At 70.2% G+C, this 21746-nt stretch carries 19 protein-coding genes; 7 read left to right on the top strand and 12 right to left on the bottom strand.

What is annotated here, in order from left to right:
- The first annotated feature begins 62 nt into the window (after nucleotides 1–62).
- Genes ABZU72_RS10965 through araA form a run of 3 tightly spaced genes read left to right on the top strand, consistent with a single transcriptional unit; the run spans nucleotide 63 to nucleotide 3973 of the window.
- A complete protein-coding gene (locus ABZU72_RS10965) occupies nucleotides 63–1715 on the top strand; it encodes an FGGY-family carbohydrate kinase (RefSeq protein WP_355018885.1) in 1653 nt (550 codons plus the stop codon).
- Nucleotides 1715–2404, top strand: coding sequence for an L-ribulose-5-phosphate 4-epimerase (locus ABZU72_RS10960; protein WP_355018884.1), 690 nt, complete (start codon nucleotides 1715–1717; stop codon nucleotides 2402–2404). The genes ABZU72_RS10965 and ABZU72_RS10960 overlap by 1 nt, the downstream gene beginning before the upstream one ends.
- 42 nt (nucleotides 2405–2446) lie before the next feature.
- Entirely contained in the window at nucleotides 2447–3973 is a 1527-nt protein-coding gene (gene araA, locus ABZU72_RS10955) for an L-arabinose isomerase (RefSeq protein WP_355018883.1), read from the top strand.
- 1 nt (nucleotide 3974) lies between these two features.
- On the opposite strand, the gene ABZU72_RS10950 is transcribed toward araA, so the two are convergent.
- Together ABZU72_RS10950 and ABZU72_RS10945 are read right to left on the bottom strand one after the other, a co-directional pair.
- Nucleotides 3975–5369 carry an FAD-binding oxidoreductase gene (locus tag ABZU72_RS10950; RefSeq protein WP_355018882.1) on the bottom strand — a complete coding sequence of 465 codons (1395 nt, stop codon included), beginning with the start codon at nucleotides 5367–5369 and terminating at the stop codon, nucleotides 3975–3977.
- Entirely contained in the window at nucleotides 5366–6613 is a 1248-nt protein-coding gene (locus ABZU72_RS10945; RefSeq protein ID WP_355018881.1) for an alpha-hydroxy acid oxidase, read from the bottom strand. Before ABZU72_RS10945 ends, ABZU72_RS10950 begins: the two co-directional genes overlap by 4 nt.
- Before the next feature lie 76 nt (nucleotides 6614–6689).
- On the opposite strand from ABZU72_RS10945, the gene ABZU72_RS10940 reads away from it, so the two are divergent.
- The 3 genes from ABZU72_RS10940 to ABZU72_RS10930 all read left to right on the top strand — a co-directional run bounded on the left by ABZU72_RS10940 (nucleotide 6690) and on the right by ABZU72_RS10930 (nucleotide 10397).
- Nucleotides 6690–7811, top strand: coding sequence for a mandelate racemase/muconate lactonizing enzyme family protein (locus ABZU72_RS10940; protein WP_355018880.1), 1122 nt, complete (start codon nucleotides 6690–6692; stop codon nucleotides 7809–7811).
- Nucleotides 7808–8491, top strand: a complete 684-nt coding sequence (locus tag ABZU72_RS10935; protein WP_355018879.1) for a FadR/GntR family transcriptional regulator — start codon at nucleotides 7808–7810, stop codon at nucleotides 8489–8491. The genes ABZU72_RS10940 and ABZU72_RS10935 overlap by 4 nt, the downstream gene beginning before the upstream one ends.
- Before the next feature lie 79 nt (nucleotides 8492–8570).
- Nucleotides 8571–10397 (top strand): pectate lyase, encoded by a 1827-nt coding sequence (locus ABZU72_RS10930; RefSeq protein WP_355018878.1) that lies wholly within the window; start codon nucleotides 8571–8573, stop codon nucleotides 10395–10397.
- 71 nt (nucleotides 10398–10468) lie between these two features.
- Here ABZU72_RS10930 and ABZU72_RS10925 read toward each other — a convergent pair whose 3' ends face one another.
- The 10 genes from ABZU72_RS10925 to ABZU72_RS10880 form a co-directional block, all read right to left on the bottom strand.
- On the bottom strand, nucleotides 10469–11293 hold the full coding sequence (locus ABZU72_RS10925) for an NAD(P)-dependent oxidoreductase (RefSeq protein ID WP_355018877.1): 825 nt from the start codon (nucleotides 11291–11293) through the stop codon (nucleotides 10469–10471).
- Nucleotides 11290–12342, bottom strand: coding sequence for a TRAP transporter substrate-binding protein (locus ABZU72_RS10920; protein WP_355018876.1), 1053 nt, complete (start codon nucleotides 12340–12342; stop codon nucleotides 11290–11292). Before ABZU72_RS10920 ends, ABZU72_RS10925 begins: the two co-directional genes overlap by 4 nt.
- 25 nt (nucleotides 12343–12367) lie before the next feature.
- Complete coding sequence (locus ABZU72_RS10915; protein ID WP_160028024.1) at nucleotides 12368–13663, bottom strand: TRAP transporter large permease; 1296 nt, start codon at nucleotides 13661–13663, stop codon at nucleotides 12368–12370.
- Between the two features lie 26 nt (nucleotides 13664–13689).
- Nucleotides 13690–14223 (bottom strand): TRAP transporter small permease, encoded by a 534-nt coding sequence (locus ABZU72_RS10910; protein ID WP_355018875.1) that lies wholly within the window; start codon nucleotides 14221–14223, stop codon nucleotides 13690–13692.
- Complete coding sequence (locus tag ABZU72_RS10905; RefSeq protein ID WP_355018874.1) at nucleotides 14220–15434, bottom strand: hypothetical protein; 1215 nt, start codon at nucleotides 15432–15434, stop codon at nucleotides 14220–14222. The genes ABZU72_RS10910 and ABZU72_RS10905 overlap by 4 nt, the downstream gene beginning before the upstream one ends.
- Nucleotides 15435–15571: 137 nt before the next feature.
- Nucleotides 15572–16846 carry a glucarate dehydratase family protein gene (locus ABZU72_RS10900; protein WP_355018873.1) on the bottom strand — a complete coding sequence of 425 codons (1275 nt, stop codon included), beginning with the start codon at nucleotides 16844–16846 and terminating at the stop codon, nucleotides 15572–15574.
- A gap of 76 nt (nucleotides 16847–16922) precedes the next feature.
- On the bottom strand, nucleotides 16923–17318 hold the full coding sequence (locus ABZU72_RS10895; protein WP_355018872.1) for a universal stress protein: 396 nt from the start codon (nucleotides 17316–17318) through the stop codon (nucleotides 16923–16925).
- Nucleotides 17319–17330: 12 nt separating this feature from the next.
- Nucleotides 17331–18869, bottom strand: coding sequence for a tripartite tricarboxylate transporter permease (locus tag ABZU72_RS10890; protein ID WP_355018871.1), 1539 nt, complete (start codon nucleotides 18867–18869; stop codon nucleotides 17331–17333).
- Nucleotides 18870–18881: 12 nt separating this feature from the next.
- Complete coding sequence (locus tag ABZU72_RS10885; RefSeq protein ID WP_355018870.1) at nucleotides 18882–19412, bottom strand: tripartite tricarboxylate transporter TctB family protein; 531 nt, start codon at nucleotides 19410–19412, stop codon at nucleotides 18882–18884.
- A gap of 29 nt (nucleotides 19413–19441) precedes the next feature.
- A complete protein-coding gene (locus ABZU72_RS10880; protein WP_355018869.1) occupies nucleotides 19442–20437 on the bottom strand; it encodes a tripartite tricarboxylate transporter substrate binding protein in 996 nt (331 codons plus the stop codon).
- Between the two features lie 154 nt (nucleotides 20438–20591).
- Here ABZU72_RS10880 and ABZU72_RS10875 point away from each other — a divergent pair, with 154 nt between their 5' ends.
- On the top strand, nucleotides 20592–21503 hold the full coding sequence (locus ABZU72_RS10875; protein ID WP_141805810.1) for a LysR family transcriptional regulator: 912 nt from the start codon (nucleotides 20592–20594) through the stop codon (nucleotides 21501–21503).
- The last annotated feature ends 243 nt before the right edge of the window (nucleotides 21504–21746 follow it).

Raw genomic sequence — 21746 nt, 5'->3', positions numbered from 1 at the left:
TATGTTAGCGTTCACATCGCCTCGAACCCCACCCCGAGCCGTCGGGCAGAAACGGAGCCGTGATGACGCAGCGAGCAGGCCACCTGCCTGACCTCGGAGAGACCGCGCTCGGCATCGAGCTGGGCTCCACCAACATCAAGGCGTGCCTGATCGGGCCCGACCACGCGACCGTCGCCACCGGGTCCCATCTGTGGGAGAACGAGCTCATCGACGGCCTGTGGACCTACTCGCTCGAGGCGGTCTGGGCGGGCGTACAGGGCGCCGTCGCAGCCCTCGGCGACGAGGTCGAGCGCCGCTACGGCACCCGTCCGACCACGTTCGGGTCGATCGGCGTCTCGGCGATGATGCACGGCTACCTCGCCTTCGACGAGGCCGGCGAGCTGCTGGTGCCGTTCCGCACCTGGCGCAACACCAACACCGCCGTCGCCGCGGCCGAGCTGTCGGAGATCTTCGGCACCAACATCCCGTTGCGCTGGTCGGTCGCCCACCTCTACCAGGCGATCCTCGACGACGAGCCCCACCTGCCCAAGATCGCCTCGCTGACCACACTCGCGGGCTACGTCCACCGGGCGCTGACCGGCGAGCACGTGCTCGGCGTCGGCGACGCCTCCGGCGTCTTCCCCATCGACCCGGCCACCGGGACCTACGACCAGCGGATGCTCGAGCAGCTCGGTCACCTCGCCGCCGCCAAGCGCCCCGGTCTGCAGGTCGAGGGGCTGCTCCCGCACGTCCTCCCGGCAGGTGCCGACGCCGGCCGGCTCACCCCCGACGGCGCCGCGCTGCTCGACCCCACCGGCACCCTCCAGCCGGGCATCCCGCTGTGTCCGCCCGAGGGCGACGCCGGCACCGGGATGGTCGCCACCAACTCCGTCGCCAAGCGCACCGGAAATGTCAGCGCCGGCACCTCGATCTTCGCGATGGTCGTCCTCGAGGCGCCGCTGGCCACCGTCCACCACGCCATCGACATCGTCACCACCCCGGCCGGCGACCCGGTCGCGATGGTGCACTGCAACAACGGCGCCAGCGAGCTGGACGCCTGGGCCGGGGTTTTCGGCGAGTTCGCCGCCGCGCTCGGCCACCCCTGCGAGCCCGACGCCGTCTTCGGCGCCCTGCTCACCGCGGCCCTGAAGGGCTCGCCCGACGGCGGCGGCCTGCTGGCCTACAACTACCTGGCCGGCGAGCCGATCACCGGCCTCGACGAGGGTCGTCCGCTGTTCGTACGCACCCCCGGCAGCCGCCTCGACCTCGCCGGGTTCGCCCGCGCCCAGGTCTACGGCGTCTTCGGCACCCTCGCCCTCGGCATGCGTGTCCTCGCCGACCAGGGCGTCGAGATCGACGCGATGTTCGCCCACGGCGGACTGTTCCGCACCGCGGGCGTCGCACAGCGGCTGCTCGCCGCGGCCATCGGCGCCCCGGTCGCGGTCGGCCGCACCGCCGGCGAGGGCGGTGCCTGGGGGATCGCTGTCCTGGCTGCGTACACCCGGGCCGCCGAGGCCGAGGGTGACCTCAGCCTGAGCGCCTATCTCGCCGAGCGCGTCTTCGGTGACATCGACCTCGAGGTCGTCGAGCCGGACGCCGCCGACCTCGCCGGGTTCCGGGCCTACCTCGAACGCTACGAGGCCGGCCTGGACATCGAGCGCGCCGCCGTGGCCTCGCTCGCCCCCAGCGCAGATACCGCAGACAGCGCACGAGACGCAGAAGAAGGAGACCAGTGATGACGGGCGTCCCCGCCGCTCTTCGCACCGCCGTCGATGCCGCCAAGGAGCGCGTCGCCGCGCTGCACGCCGAGCTGCCCCGCTGGGAGCTGGTCGTGTGGACCGCCGGCAACGTCTCCGAGCGCGTGCCGAACCCAGATGGTGAGGACCTGCTGGTCATCAAGCCCTCCGGGGTCGCCTACGAGGACATCACCGCCGAGGCGATGGTCGTGTGCGACCTGGCCGGCAACCTCGTCGAGGGCGAGCGGTCGCCGTCCTCGGACACGGCCGCCCATGCGTACGTCTATGCCAACATGCCCGAGGTCGGTGGAGTGGTCCACACCCACTCCACCTACGCCACCGCCTGGGCCGCCCGCGGGGAGGAGATCCCCTGCGTGCTCACGATGATGGCCGACGAGTTCGGCGGACCGGTCCCGGTCGGACCGTTCGCGATCATCGGCGACGACTCGATCGGGCGCGGCATCGTGGAGACGCTGCGGGAGTCGCGCAGCCCCGCGGTGCTGATGCGGAACCACGGTCCCTTCACCATCGGCAAGGACGGCCGCTCCGCGGTCAAGGCCGCGGTGATGTGCGAGGAGGTCGCCCGCACGGTGCACATCGCGCGCCAGCTCGGCCAGCCTCTGCCGATCGACCAGGGCCACATCGACTCGCTCTACGACCGCTACCAGAACGTCTACGGCCAGCACTGAGCTGCCCGCCCCTCAAATTTTCAGCACTGGAAGGACCCCCACATGAGCAAGCCCACAGCGCCGAAACCCTATGGCGACCGCGAGGTCTGGTTCTTCACCGGCAGCCAGGACCTCTACGGCGAGGAGACCCTTCGTCAGGTGGCCGAGCAGTCCCAGGAGGTCGCCCGCGCCCTCGACGGTTCCTCGGACGTACCGGCGAAGGTCGTGTGGAAGCCCGTCCTGAAGGACTCCGCGGCCATCCGCCGCGCGATGCTCGAGGCCAACTCCGACGACAACGTCCTCGGCGTCATCACCTGGATGCACACCTTCAGCCCGGCCAAGATGTGGATCGCCGGTCTGGACGCCCTCCAGAAGCCGCTCCTGCACCTGCACACCCAGGCCAACGTCGAGCTCCCCTGGTCGGAGATCGACATGGACTTCATGAACCTCAACCAGGCCGCCCACGGCGACCGTGAGTACGCCTACATCGCCACCCGCCTCGGCGTCGCCCGCACCACCGTCGTCGGCCACGTCTCCAACCCGGCGGTCACCGGCCGCGTCGGCACCTGGGTCCGCGGCGCCGCCGGCTGGGCCGCCACCCACGGGCTCAACCTGGTCCGCTTCGGCGACAACATGCGCAACGTCGCGGTCACCGAGGGCGACAAGACCGAGGCCGAGCTGCGCTTCGGCGTCTCGGTCAACACCTGGGGCGTCAACGACCTGGTGGCGGCGGTCGAGGCCGTCGACGAGGCCGCCGTGGACGCGCTCGTCGCCGAGTACGAGGACCTCTACGACGTGGTCCCCGAACTCCGCAAGGGCGGCGAGCGCCACGACTCGCTGCGCTACGCCGCGCGCCAGGAGATCGCCATGGAGGCGTTCCTGGTCGAGCGCGACGCGAAGGCGTTCACCACCAACTTCGAGGACCTCGGCGGTCTGCGCCAGCTCCCCGGCATCGCCGTACAGCGGCTGATGAGCAAGGGCTACGGCTTCGGTGCCGAGGGCGACTGGAAGACCGCGGTCCTGGTGCGGGCCGCGAAGGTGATGGGGGAGGGGCTGCCCGGTGGCGCCTCCCTGATGGAGGACTACACCTACGACCTCACCCCGGGCGCGGAGGTCATCCTCGGCGCCCACATGCTCGAGGTCTGCCCCTCGCTGACCACCTCCACCCCGCGCGTCGAGATCCACCCGCTCGGGATCGGCGACCGCGAGGACCCGGTCCGGATGGTCTTCGACGCCGACGCCGGCGAGGGTGCCGTGGTCGTCTCCCTGGCCGACATGCGCGACCGCTTCCGGCTGACCGCCAACGTGGTCGACGTCGTCCCCCCGACGCAGGCGCTGCCCAACCTTCCGGTCGCGCGCGCCGTCTGGGCGCCGCGCCCCGACTTCGCGACCTCGGCCGAGGCCTGGCTGACCGCCGGCGGCGCGCACCACACGGTGATGTCGACCGCCGCCGGGATCGAGGCCTTCGAGGTCTTCGCCAACATCGCCCGCACCGAGCTGCTGGTCATCGACGAGTCCACCACCCGCCGCGGCTTCGCCGACCAGGTGCGCTGGAACCAGGTGTTCTACCGGGTCGCCCAGGGTCTCTGAGTCACAGGACCTTCCGGGGGTTCATGACCCCGTCGGGGTCGATCGCCTGCTTGACCGCTCGCAGGAGGTCGACCTCGACACCCGTCTTGTACGCAGCGGCAGCATCCCGCTTGAGCGCGCCGATCCCGTGCTCGGCGGAGATGCTGCCGCCGAGCGCCGTGACGGCGTCGTAGACGATCCGGGTCAAGGTGGGAGCGTCCCGCTTCAGCGCCGCGTCGTCGCCGACGGGGGCGGAGATGTTGTAGTGCAGGTTGCCGTCCCCGATGTGTCCGTACGTCACCAGCCGCAGCCCCGGCAGCGCGGCGAGCAGTGTCGGGCCGACCTCGGCGACGAACCGGGACAGGGCGGTGATCGGCAGGGTGACGTCGTGCTTGAGGGTCGCGCCCTCGCTCTTCTGCGCCTCCGAGACGCCTTCGCGCAGCGCCCACAGCGACTCGCGCTGAGCGGGGCTGCCGGCGACCACGGCGTCGAGGAGCAGCCCCTGCTCGGCGGCGGCCGCGAGGGCCTCCTCGAGCCGCTCGTCCACGTCGGCGGAGGTGCCGGCGAGCTCGACGAGGCCGTACCACTCGTGCCGTTCCGTGAACGGGTCGCGCACACCCGGCAGGTGGGCGAGGACCAGGTCGACGGCCTGGCGTCCGAGCAGCTCCCAGGTGGTCAGCTGCCCGCCGCCGTGCTCGCGGAGCAGGGGGAGGAGCGAGGTGGCCGCCTCCACCGACTCGAGCGCCACGAACGCCGTCGCCCGGCGCGGTGTCGCCGGCAGCAGCCGCAGCACCGCCGCGGTGACGACGCCGAGGGTGCCCTCGGAGCCGATGAACAGCTGCTTGAGGTCGTAGCCGGTGTTGTCCTTGCGTAGCGGCCGCAGCCCGTCCCAGACCCGCCCGTCGGGGAGCACGACCTCGAGGCCGAGCACCAGCTCGCGCATCATCCCGTAGCGCAGCACCGCGGTGCCGCCGGCGTTGGTCGCGATCGTGCCGCCGATGGTGCATGAGCCCTCCGAGCCGAGGGAGAGCGGGAAGAGCCGCCCGGCGGCCGCGGCGGCCTCCTGGACGGTGGCGAGCGGGGTGCCGGCCTCGACGGTGAGGGTGTCGGCGATCGGGTCGACCTCTCGGACGCGGCGCATCCGGCCGAGCGAGAGCACGATCTGGTCGCTGCCGGAGTCTGGTACGCCGCCGCCGACGAGGCCGGTGTTGCCGCCCTGCGGGACGACCCCGACGCCCGCCGCCGCGCACAGCCGGATCGCGGTCGCGACCTGCTCGGTCGAGGCCGGGCGCACCACCGCGAGCGCGGTGCCGGAGAAGCTGCCGGTCCAGTCGGTGACGTACGCCGCCATGTCGGCCGGATCGGTCAGCACGGCGCTCTCGCCGAGGGCGGCGCGCAGGTCGGATACGAGGTTCATGCCGACCTCAGCCGGACGTGCTCGGGGCCGATCGAGGCGATGTCGGGAGTGCCGAGCAGGCACATCGCCCGCTGCAGCTCCTCGACCAGCAGTGTCAGGGTGGCGTCGACCCCATGCTGTCCGCCGACCATCAGGCCGTAGAGGTAGGGCCGGCCGATCACCACGCCGCGGGCGCCGAGGCCGAGCGCCGCCGTGATGTCGCCGCCGGAGCGGACGCCGGAGTCGACGTACACCTCGGTCCGGTCGCCGACCGCGTCGACCACCGCCGGCAGCAGTTCCAGCGGCACCGGCGCGCGGTCGAGCTGGCGGCCGCCGTGGTTGGAGAGGACCAGCGCGTCGGCGCCCGCGTCCGCACAAGCCACCGCGTCGGCGACCGAGAGCACGCCCTTGACGACCACCGGGCCGTTCCAGTGCTCCTTGAGCCAGCCGATGTCCGAGGGCCGGATCGCCTGCTCGCGCAGCTCGTTGGACATGCCCCAGCGGCCGTGGTGCGACCCCTCGGGGAAGGTCGCGAACCGTAGTGGCTCGGTGGTCAGGATGTTGGCGACCCAGCCGGGATGGCGGGTCATGTCCGCGAACGTACGCAGGCTCAGCTGGGGCGGGATCGCGAACCCGTTGAGCTTGTCCTTGCGCTTCATGCCCGTCACGGTCGTGTCGATGGTCAGCATCAGCGCCTCATAGCCCTGCGACGCCGCCTCGGTGATGTGGTCAAGGGTCACCTCGCGGTCCTTCATCAGGTAGACCTGGAACCAGTTGCGTCCGTGCGGAGCCGCCTCGGCGACGTCGGTGATCGAGGTCGTCGCGTACGTCGAGAGCGTGTAGGGCAGCCCGGCAGCGGCCGCCGCCGCGGCGACCGCCCGCTCGCCGGTGTGGTGGCTGAGCCGGGTGTAGCCGGTCGGCGCCAGCACGATGGGTGCCGCCGCGGGCCGGCCGAGGATCGACGTACGCACCTCCGGCTCGGCCACCTGGCCGAAGGCCGTGGGCCGCAGTTCCACGCGGTCGAAGGCCGCCCGGTTCCGGCGCATCGCGTGCTCGCCGTCCGACCCGCCGTAGACGTAGTCCCAGACCGCTGTCGGCACCCGCCGGCGCGCGGCCCGCTCCAGGTCGTCGACACTGAGGCAACGGGCCAGCCGGCGGTCGGCCGCCCGCCAGCGGAACGGGCGCGGTTGCAGGAAGGGCGCGAGATCGCGCCATCGGGGGACCTGCCGGACGACTTGCCGGACAACCTGAGAATCGGCGGCCACGCTCTGGACTCCTCACCACTCATCGGATAAGTTCTGAACTTGTCATACAACTTAGCCCATCGAGGAGCATCCCGCCATGGCCGCCGACCGCATCACGTCACTGACTCTCTCCCACGTCGTCCTCCCGCTCGAGAACCCGGTCAGTGACGCCAAGGTGCTCACCGGGCGGCAGAAGCCGCTCACCGAGACCGTGCTTCTCTTCGTCGAGGTGACCACCGAGCAGGGTTTTGAGGGCATGGGCTTCAGCTACTCCAAGCGCGCCGGTGGCCCGGCGCAGTACGCCCACCTCAAGGAGATCGCCGAGATCGCCATCGGCCAGGACCCCTCCGACATCGCCAAGATCTACGAGTCGCTGATGTGGGCAGGCGCCTCGGTCGGTCGCAGCGGCGTGGCGACCCAGGCCGTGGCCGCCCTCGACGTGGCGCTCTACGACCTCAAGGCGCGCCGCGCCGCCCTGCCGCTGGCCAAGCTGCTCGGCGCCCACCGCGACTCCTGCCGTGTCTACAACACCTCCGGCGGCTTCCTCCAGGCGAGCGTCGAGGAGATCAAGGAGAAGGCCACCGCCTCGCTCGAGGCCGGCATCGGCGGCATCAAGATCAAGGTCGGCCAGCCGGACTGGGCCGAGGACCTGCGGCGCGTCGCCGCGATGCGTGAGCACCTCGGTGACGCCCCGCTCATGGTCGACGCCAACCAGCAGTGGGACCGCGCCCGTGCCCGCCGGATGTGCCGTGAGCTCGAGCAGTTCGACCTGATCTGGATCGAGGAGCCGCTCGACGCCTGGGACGCGGTCGGTCACGCCGACCTGTCGCGTACGTTCGACACCCCGATCGCGACCGGCGAGATGCTGACCTCGGTGCCCGAGCACATGGCGCTCATCGACGCCGGCTACCGCGGCATCGTGCAGCCCGACGCGCCGCGCATCGGCGGGATCACCCCGTTCCTGAAGTTCGCCACCCTCGCCGCCCACGCCGGTCTGGCGCTCGCGCCGCACTACGCGATGGAGATCCACCTGCACCTGGCCGCGGCCTACCCGACCGAGCCGTGGGTCGAGCACTTCGAGTGGCTCAACCCGCTCTTCGAGGAGCGCATCGACATCCACGACGGCCAGATGTGGGTGCCGGACCGCCCGGGTCTCGGCTTCACGCTCAGCGACCAGATGCGCAAGCTCACCGTGGAGACGGCTAAGTTCTCGGTATGACAGTCAGTGCCGGGCTCGCCGACCGTGTCGTCTCGGGGGTCAAGGACCAGATCCTGGCCGGGTACCTCGCTCCGGGGGCGAAGCTGCCCTCGGAGTCCGACCTGGTCGCGACGTACGGGGTGTCGCGGACCGTGGCGCGCGAGGCGGTCACCCGCCTGCGTGCCGAAGGCCTGGTCGAGACCTTCCAGGGGCGCGGCTCCTTCGTCCTGGCGGTGCCGGAGCCCTCGCCGTTCGCGCTGGAGTCCTCCGCGATCCGCACCCAGCACGACGTGCTCGACATGGTCGACTTCCGGCTCGGCGTGGAGTGTGAGGCGGCGGCCCTGGCCGCCGCCCACCTCGACGAGCAGGGCTCGCGCGCCATCGAGGAGGCGCTCGCCGCGCTGGCCACCGCGCATCCCGACGAAGCGGTGGAGGCCGACTTCGCCTTCCACCGCGCCGTCGCGGCGGCGACCGGAAACCGCTTCTACCTCGACCTGATGGACTCGCTGGGCCCGATGATGATCATGCTGCCCCGCACCCGGCTCGGCGACGCCTACTCGCCCAGCGACGCGCTCCATGTCGAGCGGGTGCAGCGCGAGCACGACAACATCGCGGCCGCGATCCTCGCCGGTGACGCCGACACCGCCCGGGCCGCGATGCGGGTGCATCTGGGCAGCACGCGGCGCCGTCTGCGGCGGTGAAAGACGTTGCCCCCATGGGCATCGCGTGAGTCTGCATCGGTATTGGCTCCAGAGATGTGAGCCTCGTCACGATTGAGGGATGAATTCACCTGCGAAGAAGTCCCCACCGAGCTCGACACTGACCCGGCGCCGGCTCGTTCAAGCAGCAACGGCCGCGCCCCTCCTCGGCGCCGCGAGCGGCGTCACCACCGTCGGCCTCACCACCTCCGCCGCAGCCGCCACGTCCACCTCAGACTCCGTTCGTGACGCGATGCTCCGGGCGTCGACCTACATGGACGAGACGGTGTCCTACGAGGGCGCCTACGTCTGGAGCTACCGCCCCGACCTCTCGCTGACCTGGGGCGAGATGGAGGCCCGGCGCACCATGTGCTGGGTCCAGCCGCCAGGGACTCCGACCGTCGGGCACGCCCTGCTCGATGCGTACGCCGCCACGGGGGAGAAGCGGTTCCTGCACGCCGCGCGGCGCACCGGCCGGGCTCTCGCCCGTGCGCAGCGCCCCGAGGGCGGCTGGAACTACATCCACGACTTCGCGGGCGCGAAGTCGCTGCGGCGCTGGTACGAGTCGATCGGGATCAACGGCTGGCGCCTGGAGGAGTTCCAGCACCTCTACGACAACTCGACCTTCGACGACGCGGCCACCTCGACCGCCGGCCAGCTGATCCTGCGGCTGCACCTGCTCGACCCGCGCGACCGCGGCTTCAGGCGGTCGCTCAACAAGGTGATCGCCTTCATCACCGACGCCCAGATCGCCGGTGGCGTCGGCGACGGTGGCTGGCCGCAGCGGTGGCCGGTCGACCCGAAGGCCACCACCGAGATGCCGTGGCCGAAGAAGCTGCCGTCCTGGCTCCCCGAGGACGCCCGCGAGGGGATGGTCGACGGCGACTACACCCAGCACGTCACCTTCAACGACAACGTCCTCGGCGAGAACATCAAGCTCCTGCTGATGTGCGTCATCGCCCTGGGGCGCAAGGACCTCGTCGAGCCCGTGCGCCGGGCCATGGAGTGCGTACGCCGCATGCAGCAGCCCGCGCCCCAGGCCGGCTGGGGCCTCCAGCACCTCGCCGAGGACGGCGACGGCCGCCCGGCCGGCGCGGTGGCCGCCGGACGCTCCTACGAGCCGCGCGCGCTGACCACCCACACCACCCAGACCAACGTCGAGCAGCTCTTCACCTACTTCCAGCTCACCGGCGACCGTACGTTCCTCGACGGCGTCCCGGCAGCGCTGGACTGGCTGGCGAGCTGCCGGCTGACCGCCGAGCAGCGGGCGGAGAACCCGCTGATCGCGAGCCGGACGCACCCGACCTTCGTGGAGCCCGGGACCAACCGAGCGCTGTTCGTGCACCGGTTCGGGTCGAACATCGTCAACGGCGCCTACTACTACGACTACGACCACCACGACACGCTCAGTCACTACTCGGGTGGCCGGTCGGTGCCCGAGGCACGCCTGCGCGCCGACTACGACCGGCTCATCGCGCTCACCGATGCCGAGGTCGCCGACCTGGTCGCGCGCTCACCGCTGACCCCCGGGCCGACGTACGACCTGCCGCCGTTCTTCTCGCTGCACGACCTGGGCCTGCTCGAGCTGCTCCGCGACACCTCCCACGAGGTCGAGGCGCCCGAGGAGACCGAGGTCGCGGAGGTGATCGCCGACCTCGGCGAGAAGGACTACTGGCTCTCTGCGGCCGAGGCGGTCACCAACCCGTTCCGCGGTCCGGGCACCCGGCACCCCTATGACGGGAAGGCCTACATGAGCAAGCACGTCGGTGACACGTTCGACACCTCGCCCTATCCCTCCGACAACCCGCCCGCAGTGCCGCCCTACCAGCCCGCCGAGCCGCCCCAGCTGATCAACACCTCCACGTTCGTGGCGAACCTGGGGACGCTGATCCGCGCCGCCGCCTCCTGACCCCTGAACTGACCCCTGAAAAGAGGAACGGGTGGCCCGGCGACAGCCGGACCACCCGTTCCCCATGGGGCCTATTTCTTCTGGTGCTCACCCAGCGGGGTGAAGCAGAACTTCCCTCCGGCCAGGCGCTCCTCGGGGCCCTGCGGGCCGTCGTCGATCGCATCGCCGAGCAGCTCGGCGGCGTAGACCTCGGAGTCGTCCTGCGGGTGGTAGCCGATCGCCTCACCCTCGGCCAGCGACCACCAGCGCCGGGTGTTGCGGGAGATGCCCCACACCACCCGGAAGCCGGGCTCGGGAGTGGCCAGGCACGCCTCGAGGAGCCGGGCACCGTCGTCGGGCGACATCCACGTCCACAGCGAGCGGCGGTCCCAGGGCTTCTCGAAGCACGAGCCGATCCGCAGGGCGGTCACGTCGATGCCGTAGCGGTCGTGGAAGAGGCTGCCTAGCGCCTCCATCGCGACCTTGCTGACCCCGTAGTAGGTGTCCGGCCGCGGGAAGGCGTCGGCGGCCAGCCCCTCGGCGGGTGCGTCGTCGAGGTCGTAGAAGCCGGCCGCGTGGTTGCTCGAGGCCAGGACGACGCGACGGACCCCGGCGTCCCGGGCGGCTTCCAGGACCACGCGGGTGCCGTCGATGTTGGCCGAGAGGATGTCCTCCCACGGGGCCTCGACGCTGATGCCGCCGAGATGGATGATCGCCTCCACGCCCTCGGAGGCGGCCCGCATCGCCGCTTCGTCGGTCACCGACGCCTCGATGACCTCGACGGCCTCGCCCTCGGCGGGATCCTCGGGACGTACGATGTCGAGGAGCCGAAGCACCCGGCCCTCACGGGCCAGGCGGGTGCGCATCAGCCGCCCCACGACACCGTTGGCCCCAGTGATCAGAACAACTTGCGTCATGCGGTGCGCAGCTCCTCGACGGCGGAGATGTACTCGCCCAGGTCCGCGCCGTGCTTGTCGATGACGGACTTGGTCGCCTCGCGCCAGGGGGCTAGGTCGGTGATCTCGTTGATCGTGACGCCCTCACCGCGCAGCTTCTCCAGGTCGGCCTCGACCTGGGCGTCCCACTTCTCGCGCTGGAACGGGGCCGCCTCGTCGGCGGCCTTCTGGAGCGCCTCCTGGTCCTTGGTGTCGAGTCCGGCCCAGGTGTCCTTGTTGATCAGGAGCACCTCGGCGACGCGCATGTGCCGGTCGAGGGTGTAGTTCTGCGCCACCTCGTAGTGGGACGCGGAGTAGTAGGACGGCTCGTTGTTCTCGGCACCGTCGAGCAGCCCGCTCTGCAGCGAGCTGTAGACCTCGCCGTAGTCCATCGGGGTGGGGGAGCCGCCGAGAGCCTTGATGAAGTCGATCTGCACCTGCGACTCCTGGACCCGGATCTTGAGTCCCTTGACGTCCGCCGGCGCCTTGATCGGCTTCTTCGAGGTGTAGAAGCTGCGGGCGCCGGGGTCGAAGTAGCCCAGACCCTTGAAACCGGCACCGTCGGCCTCGCCGAGCAGCTTCTTGCCGCTCTCGCTCTCCAGGAAGCGCCACAGGTGGTCGGCGTCGTCGAAGAGGTACGGCAGGCTGAACAGCCCCATCGCGGGCACGAACTCGCCCATCGGTGCCGAGCTGATCCGGGTCATCTCGATCGAGCCCATCTGCACCTGCTCGATCGCGTCGGACTCCTCGCCGAGCTGAGCGTTGGGGTAGACCTGGATCTTGATCCGGCCGTCGCTGTACTTCTCGGCCAGTTCGGCGAACTTCTTGTCGCCCAGCGTGGTCGGGTAGTCGTCGGGGTGGGTCTCGGCCAGCTTGAAGGTCTTCGAGCCGCCGCCTCCGCCGCCGCTGCCGGCGAGGGAACCGCCGCCACAGGCACTGAGCGCGAGGCCGCCGGCGACGGCCGCGGCACCGAAGGCGCCTGCCTTGAACAGGGAGCGCCGGGCAACCGGCTTGGGGGATGTGGGGTTCACGGGTGGTTCCTTTCGAGAGGTGGAGTTACTGTCCGAGCGCATCGGGGAGGGCGAGCGAGAAGAACGGGACGTAGGTGATCAGCAGCAGGACGATGAGCATCGGGATGAGGAAGAGGCCGACCATCTTGATGACCTTCTCGATGGACGTACGTCCGATGGCACAGCCGACGAAGAGGACGTTGCCGACCGGCGGCGTGATCAGGCCGATGGCCAGGTTGAAGACGAGCATGATCCCGAACTGGACCGGATCCATGCCGAGCCCCGTGGCGACCGGCAGCAGGATCGGCGTCATGATCACAATGAGCGGGGCCATGTCCATGATCGCGCCGAGCACGAGCAGCAGCAGGTTGATCAGCAGCAGGACCACGACGATGTTGTCGGAGATGCCGAGAAGGGCGTCGGTGGCCAGCGCCGGCACCTGCAGGAACGCCAGGAAGTAGCCGAAGGCACCCGCCGCCGCGATGATGAACAGCACCACGCCGAGCGTGCGCAGGGCGCTCTGCAGGATCGGGATCATCGCCTTGAGCGGCAGGTCGCGGTAGACGAAGAAGGTCAGGATGAAGGCGTACAGGCAGGCGATCGCCGCCGACTCGGTCGCGGTGAAGATGCCGCTGAGGATGCCGCCCAGGATGATCACCGGCATCAGCAGGCTGAGCAGGCCCTCGGCGACGATCTTCGGTACGTCCTTGAGCGGGACCAGCTCCTCCTTCGGGTAGCCGCGCTTGACCGCCACGATGTAGGCCATCACCATCAACGACGCGCCGAGCAGCAGGCCGGGGATGACGCCGGCGGTGAACAGGGCGCCGATCGAGACGCCGCCCGCGGCCATCGAGTAGATGATCAGGTTGTGGCTCGGCGGGATCATGACCGCCTGGGTGGCGCCGGAGACGGTGACGGCGACCGCGTAGTCGGTGTCGTAACCGCGCTTCTTCATCATCGGGATCGTCACCGACCCGATCGCGGAGACGTCCGCGACCGAGGAGCCGGACAGGGCGCCGAAGAAGGTGCTGGCGCCGATGTTGACCATCCCGAGGCCGCCGCGGACCCAGCCGACGAGCAGCCCGGCCAGAGCGATCAGACGGCGGGAGATGCCGCCCGTGCCCATGATCTCGCCACCGAGGATGAAGAACGGGATGGCCAGCAGGGCGAAGGTGTCGAGACCGGCGACCATCCGCTGGCCGACGGTGGTCAGCGGAAGGCCGATGTAGAGGGCCTCGAAGATGGCGGCCAGGGCGAGAGCGAGGGCGACCGGGACGCGGAGCAGGACGAGGACGGCGAAGCCACCCAGCAGAATGGCGATGGCAAGCGGATCGATGGGCATGGGGGAGTCCTTCGACTTTCGGCGGCTCAGCCGAGCTCGGCTGCATCGTCAGGCTCGGCGTACCGCTGGGTACTGATGCCGAAGGCCTGGAGGACGGTGTAGAGGAGGATCATGGCGCCGGCGACCGGCATCATGAGGTAGAGGACGCTGCGCGGGAGCCCGGTGCCGGCCAGGGTCGCCGTCTGGGCGTCGATGACGAACTGGCTTCCCTGGACGACCAGGAAGAGGCCGAAGGCGAGCAGCAGCACCTGGACGAACCGGTCGATCACCGCCTGGAGCGTCGCCGGGAACTTGTCCACCAGGAAGGTGACCGCGATGTGGGCGCCCTCGCGGAAGCCGATCGCGGCGCCGAGGAAGCCGATCCAGACCAGCAGGATGCGGGCGGTCTCCTCGCTCCAGCTGGGGGAGTTGCTCAGCAGCTCACGGCTGAACACCTGCCACAGCACGATGAGCAGCGTGGCGACCAGGCACAGGATGCAGAAGGCCTCGAAGACCGTGTCGACCGCGCGCCAGGCGCGCTTGAGCGTTCGGTTCTCGTTGCGGGTGTTCATGGGCGTCATTCCGTCCTCGTCGCGGCGGTGGTGGGGACCTTGGTCGCCTCGGCGAGCAGGTGCTGCCTGTCCGCACCCGCCAGACCGAGGTGGTAGAGGTGGATCTGGTCGATCCCGGCATCGACCAGCGCCCGCACATGGCCACCGAAGGCGTCCTCGGTGGTGGGCGGGAGAACGGTGACGTACGCAGCGGCCGCTGCCTTCCCGTCGACTGCCTGGACGAGTTGACGCCCGGTCTCCACCGCGGCCTCGGTGGTCGGCCAGCAGAAGGAGACGACCAGGTCGACGTCTTCGGCCGTGGTCGGGGTCAGACCCGGGCTGGCTCCGGTGGCCCAGGGGTCGGGCTGGGCGTGCACGGCGATCTCGACGACGCCGGGAGCCGCCTCGCGGACGGCCGCGATCACCCGGTGGCGGAGCTCGTCGGCCGCGGCGTGCCGGGAGGCGAGGATCGTGTCCAGGACCGCAGCGTCGACCGTCGCGCCGGCGGCGTCGGCACCTGTCGCGGCCCGCAGGTCCGCCACCGTGGCCTCGGCGTCGAGTCCCCGGCCGGCCCAGTCCTCGCGGCAGCCCGCGCAGCAGCAGATCGAGAGCAGCTGCTGAGCGGTGGCGTCGTAGGCGCCGTCGGTCTTCTCGTGGTGCCCGCCGTGGCCGAAGCCGAGTTGGCCGCACGCCTCCAGGATGGCCGTGCTGGTTGGGGTGTCGCGCACGGCCTCCGCGGCCAGGGTCTCCGCGTAGCGGCGGACGTCCTCGTGGCGGGCGCACAGGGCGTAGGGGTAGGGCTCGCCCCAGCAGTTGACGACCGCGAGGTCCGGGTTGGCCTCACCGAGGAGCGTGGAGTGGGTCAGCACGATCCAGGCGGCGACCTCGAACCCCGCCTCGGCGAGGATGCTCGCGGCCTCGCCGTATGGGTCGGCCGCCACAGAGTCCTGCACAGCGACCCAGGTCGCCGCGGGCGGCACCAGCCGCGCGCCGTCCCACGTCTCGGCGCGCACCGGGCGGTAGAGCGCCGCGCTGCGGGCCTCGACGATCCGGTGCTCGGGGTGGAGCGGGGTCGCGGCGCGGGTGGTGTGATATGCCGCGGCGAGGGCGACCTTCGTGACTCCGAGGCTGCGGGCGCGATCGGCGAACGTCGGATCGCCGATCACGTCCCAGGGGTAGGCATAGCCGACGACCGGTACTGGCAGTATTGCCCCGGTCTCGCCGCTGTCGATCTGTGTCACCGGTGGTTGCTCCTGGCTCGTCGTACTGTGACCGGGCCCACGTGTGGCCCCGGTCACAGGAGACTGTCAGGATGCGCGATTCGTGTCCAAGCCACTTATCGCATCAGGCGATACCCTGACGGTATTGCCCAATAGGGTCACCAGCGCGACGTGTTCGGCGTGAAATCCGGCTCGAACGAACGCATGTAGACGGTGTCCTCCCGGCGGCGCACACCGCAGCTGAGGTACTGCTCGTGCAGCTCACCGAGCAGGTCACGATCGAGCTCCACGCCCAGGCCCGGACCCGTCGGCACCGTGATCGCGCCGCCGCTGAAGTCGAGCACTCCGGGGCGTACGACGTCCTGGGTCTTCCACGGGTAGTGGGTGTCGCAGGCGTAGGTCAGGTTGGGGGTCGCGGCGGCCAGGTGGACCATCGCTGCCAGGGAGACGCCGAGGTGGGAGTTGCTGTGCATCGACAGGCCCAGCCCGAAGGTGTCGGTGATGCCGCCCAGCAGCGCCGACTGCCGCAGCCCGCCCCACAGGTGATGGTCGGAGAGCACGATCTGGACCGCGTCTGCCGCGATCGCCGGCTTGAGGTGCTCGAAGGCGATCACGCACATGTTGGTGGCCAGAGGTACGTCGGTGCGGGCCGAGACCTGCGCCATCCCCTCGATCCCGGGGGTGGGGTCCTCGAGATACTCCACGACGCCGGCGAGCCGCTCGGCGACCTTGACCGAGGTCTCCGGCGTCCAAGCGCCGTTGGGATCCAGCCGCAGCGGCAGGTCGGGGAAGGCGTCGCGGAGCGCCTCGATCGCGGCGCACTCCTCGTCGGGATGGAACACCCCGCCCTTCAGCTTGAGCGAGCCGAAGCCCCAGCCATCGACCAGCCGTTTCGCCTGCGCGACGATCTGCTCGGGGTTCAGCGCCTCGCCCCACTCGTCGTTGGGCTGACCGGGGTGGCCGGCCCACTTGTAGAACATGTAGCCGCTGAACGGCACCCGTTCGCGGACCGCGCCGCCGAGCAGGTCGCTCACCGGACGGCCAGCCTCGCGGGCGACCAGGTCGAGGCAGGCGACCTCGAAGGGGGAGTAGACGGTGTCGACGGCGGAGGAGACGTCGAGCATGCCGCCGAAGGAGGCACCCGCCCCGCCGGTCTCCTTGCCGAGTACGTCGACGACGAGCCGCCGCAGGCCGTGGGTGTCGTAGGGGTCGGCGCCCGGGAGCGCCCGGGCGACGGCGTCGAGCCGGGCGAGATGGGTCTCGTCGGCGTACGTCTCGCCGAGGCCGACCAGGCCGGTGTCGGTGTGGAGCTCGACGATCGCGCGCAGCGCCCACGGCTGGTGGACGCCGACCACGTTGAGCAGCGGTGGGTCCGCGAACGCGACCGGGGTGACGACGACCTTCGAGATCCGGCTGGCGTTGGGGCCGGTCATGCCGCCACCTCCGTAGGGCAAAGCGAAGAATACGGACGCGGCGGCCTGAGGCTTGTTGTCGCTCGCTGGCGCTCGCTCATGCGGTCGGCTTCACGGCGAGGACGGGCACGCCGGCGTCGAGCAGGATGCGCTGGGCGTCGCTGCCCAGCAGCGCCTTGCCGACCGGCGAGCGGCGGCGCAGCCCGATCACGATCAGCCGAGCACCGGTCGAGGCGACCAGGTTGTCGAACGTCTCCACGACGTCGGCGCCATGCGTGGTGTGGTCGACCCGGGCGCTCACCCCGGCCTCGGCGGCGCGGGCGACGAGCTTCGCGGCTGCGGCCTCGTCGACGAGGTCGGCGTCCACGGTGGCGCCGCGGCGCGGGCTGTTGACGATGACGACGTCGTCGCCGCGGGCCGCCGCCTCGGCCAGGCCGGCCTCGAGAGCCGCCTCACCTACCGGTGTGGGTACGTAGCCGATCAGGATGGTCATGGTGTGCCTCTCTCAGCGGGTCGGGGTGTCGGCGTCGTCGCGCTCGGCCGGGGCCGCGGGGACGGTGGCGGCCTTGCGCCGGCCCAGGATCGCCTTGGCGGCGGGCCAGAGGGCGACCAGGACGAAGGCGGCCAGGATGGTGCCCGAGATCGGGCGGGTGAAGAACCCGGTCGGGTCACCGTCGAAGATCAGCATCGAGCGGCGTACGCCGTCCTCCACGATCGTGCCCAGGACGAAGGCGAGCACCATCGGACCGGGCTCGAAGCCGACCTTCTTCATCAGGTAGCCGATCAGGCCGAAGACGATCATCACGAAGATGTCGAAGGTGGAGTTGTTGATCGTGTAGACGCCCAGGATCGTGATCAGCGCGGTGATCGGGGCCAGGATCGCCGGGCGCACCCGCAGGATGCGGACGAAGATGCCGACCAGCGGGATGCTCAGGACGAGCAGGATCAGGTTGCCGATGTACATCGAGTTGATGACGCCCCAGAACAGGTCGGGGCGCTCCTCGACCAGCTGCGGACCGGGCGAGATACCGAGGATGAGCAGGGCACCGAAGAGCATCGCCATCGACGCGTTGGCCGGGATGCCGAGGGTCAGCAGCGGGATGAACGAGGAGGTCGCGGCGGCGTTGTTGGCGCTCTCGGGAGCCGCGACGCCCTCGATGGCACCGCGCCCGAAGCGCTCGGGGTGCTTCGAGATCCGCTTCTCCGTGGCGTACGCGGCCAGGGAGGCCATCACCGCGCCACCACCGGGCAGCACGCCCAGGACGAAGCCGATCAGCGAGCCTCTGCCGATGGCGCCGGAGGACTGCTTGAGGTCCTTGCGGGAGGGCCAGATGTTGGCCACGATGGCGGGCACGTGGGGCTTCCCGTGCCGCTCCTCGAGGTTGTAGAGGATCTCGCCGACGCCGAAGAGGCCCATCGCGACGACGACGAAGTCGATGCCCTCGGTCAGCTGCAGGCTGCCGAAGGTGAAGCGCTCGGCGCCGCTGAAGCTGTCGCGGCCGATCGTGGCCAGCAGGAGGCCGAACGCGGCGGCGATCATGGCCTTGAGCTTGTTGCCGTTGCCGATGGTGGCGACCAGCAGGACGCCCAGCAGGGCCAGGGCTGCGTACTCCGGGTCGCCGAAGCTGAGCGCCCAGCCGGCGATCAGCGGGGCCACCAGGGTCAGGCCCAGGATCGAGATGGTCGCGCCGACGAAGGAGCCGATCGCGGCGATGCCGAGGGCGGTGCCGGCCTTTCCCTGCTTGGCGAGGGCGAAGCCGTCGAAGACGGTGACCACCGATGACGCCTCACCCGGCAGCCGGAGCAGCACCGAGGTGATCGTGCCGCCGTACTGGGCGCCGTAGTAGATGCCCGCCAGCATGATGATCGCGGAGACCGGGTCGATGCTGTAGGTGATCGGCAGCAGGATGGCGATCGTGGCCGCCGGCCCGAGGCCGGGGAGTACGCCGATCAGCATGCCGATGAGCACGCCGATCAGGCAGTAGAGCAGGTTCTGCGGTTCGGTGACGAGCCCGAAGCCGTCGAGGAATGCGTTGACGTCCACTGGGGGCTCCGCTCAGAACAGGTGGGGCAGCGGGATGCGCAGCCCGTAGAGGAACAGGAAGTAGAACGCGGCGACCGTGGCGACCGAGGTGATGATCGTGCTGCGCCAGGACTCGCCGCCGAGGAATCTCAGCCAGACGACGCACAGCAGCAGGGAGGGGATCTCGAAGCCGATCACGGGCATCAGCAGGGCCAGCACGATGAAGGTGACCAGGCCGACCGCGGGAAGGATGCTGGAGCGGGTGAACTTCTCGCTGTCGGTCAGTCGGCGGCCGACGACGAGCAGCGCCACGGCCATCAGGGTGATGGCGATGCTGACCACGAACGGCCACATCCCGGGCCCGGGCTGGCGCAGCGAACCCAGGCCGTAGCCGTAGGAGAGGACCGCGCCGCCGATGCCGACGACGAGAGCGACGAGCGCACCCACCACCTGGTAGACCGGTCCGCCGGCCGGAGGTCGTTCCTCCTCCAGCTCATGGGCCACCTCGGCCTGGATCTCGGCCAGGATGTCCTGGTCAGGAGAGGGGGTACGTCCGTCGCTCATCGTCATGCCTTCGTCGTGTTGGGCGGGAGTCAGCTCGCGCCGAGGTTGAGACCGTACTGCTCGACCAGGTCGGCGTACCGCTTCTTGTCCTCCTCGAGCTGGGTCACCACCTCGTCGCCGGAGATCTCCATCGGGGTGAGGCTGTTCTGCTTGTTGAAGGCCTGGTACTCCTCGGTCTTGAACGTCGCCTGCATCGCCTCGGCGATGGTGTCCTTGACGTCGTCCGGGGTGCCCTTGGGGACGGTCATGAAGCGGTACTGCGCGACCTCGACGTCGAGGCCCTGCTCCTTGGCGGTCGGGACGTCCGGCAGGTAGTCGACCCGCTCGGGACCGAAGACGCTCAGCGGGGTCAGCTTGCCGGACTCGATGTTCTCGATCGCCTCGCCGACCTGGAGGCAGGCGGTGTCGACCTGGTTGCCGAGCACCGCGGTCAGCGCCGGGGCGCCGCCGTCGAACGGAACGGCCTCGGCGTCGACGCCGGCCGAACCGTACGTCAGGCCGCAGGAGAGCTGCGCGCCCGTGCCGACGCCGGTGGTGCCGTAGGTGACCTTCGCGTTCGCGGCCTTGATGTCGTCGAGCGTCTTGAAGCCGCTCTTCGGGCCGGTGACCATGACGTAGTCGTCACGCGAGACGCCCTGGACGACGTCGAAGTCGCCGAGGTCGGTGACCTCGTCCTCGCTGACCGCCAGCGGCGTGATGGCGAAGAGCGACGCGTTCTGGATGGCGATGGTCTGGCCGTCGGGCTTGGCCTTGGCGACCTTGTTGGCGGCGAGCGCACCGTTGGCGCCCTCCTGGTTGATCACCGGGAAGGAGGCGCCGAGCTCGTCGGAGAGGCCCTTGGAGACGGCCCGGCTGATCAGGTCGCTGGAACCGCCGGCCGAGGCACCGACGTACATCTCGACGTTGCCGGCGGGATACTCCTCACCGTCCCCGCTGCCTCCGGTGGTGTTCTCGACACCGCAGGCGGAGAGGGCCAGGGCCGCAATGCCGGTGGTCGCGGCGAGAAGGTGGGTTGTGGTTCGCATCGTTGCTCTCCTAGGTCCTGGTGGTCGGGCTGGTTGTGGCAGGGGATGGCCCGACGTCGTGTGACCACCGACACTAAGAGTCTTAGCGATACCGGTCCAAGCCCGTTTCGGCATAGAGTGTTCCACTTGGTGCATCGTGGTCTACTCTGGCCAGATGATCACGCTCGACCAGGTGCGCTCTTTCGTGGCGGTCGCCGAGGAGCTTCACTTCGGCCGGGCTGCCGAACGGCTGCGGATGACGCAGCCCCCGCTGTCGCGACAGATCCAGAAGCTGGAGAAGGCCGTCGGCGCGCAGCTGCTCGAGCGGGACAATCGCCGAGTCGCTCTCACCGGTGCCGGAGCAGCCTTCCTCGACGAGGCCTACCGGATGCTCAACCTGGTCGAGAGCGCCGGTGACCTGGCCCGCCGGGTCGACGCGGGCGCCGCCGGCGTGGTCCGGCTCGGCTTCACCGCGGTCTCCGCGATCTCGATCCTGGGACCCCTGCTGCGCCGCCTCACCGTCGAGCTCCCGGATGTCGAGGTGCGGCTCTCCGAGAGAGTCACCCTGGCCCAGGTCGACGGCATCCGCCACGGCGAGATCGACATCGGTCTGGCCCGTCCGCCCTTCGACACCGAGCTGCTCTCCTCGAGAGTCATCTCCCGCGAACCGCTGATGGCCGTACTCCCGCAGGGCCACCCGCTGGCCGAGCTCGACCGACCGCTGACGCCGCAGGACTTCGAGGGCCAACCCGTCATCGGCTACCACCCGCAGCAGTCCCGCTACTTCCACGAGCTCTCCGTACGCTTCCTGGCCAACGCCCACCCCCGCATCGAGCAGCGCGTGCACCAGGTCCTCACCGCCATGCTCCTGGTCTCCGCCGAGCGAGGCGTCGGCTTCGTCCCGGTCTCGGCCAGCTCGCTCCACGTCGAAGGTGTTGTCTTCCGTCCCATCGAGCACGGCGGCGGCGATACCCGTCTCGACAAGGACCCCGAGCGCCCCGTCGAGCTCCATGCGATCTGGGCGCGGGGGTCTGTCAGTCCGGTCGTACGCCGAGTTCTCGACGCGATCATCCAGATGAATCGGTAGGTAGTTGCCGGGCCGTTTGGGTGCTAGCTGTTCCTCGCGGGCTGGTGGCCCCTGGAGAGCGAAGGCCTCCTCGTGCCTTTACAAGACGATGACACCTTGTGAATCCTTCACAAGGACGCACGGGTGAGCGGTCGTGCCAGAGCAGCTCGCTCAGGTGCGCCGGGTGAACCGGATCCGCCCATTCGGAAGTCGCTCATACCCGTACTTAGGGTCATGGATTCGGCGATGGTCGCTGGAGCAGAG

Origin of the sequence: Nocardioides sp. NPDC004968 (assembly GCF_040608935.1) — a bacterium.
Lineage (GTDB): Bacteria > Actinomycetota > Actinomycetes > Propionibacteriales > Nocardioidaceae > Nocardioides.
Note: the sequence above shows the minus strand (reverse complement) of the source record. Positions and strands in the feature narration are given on the sequence as shown.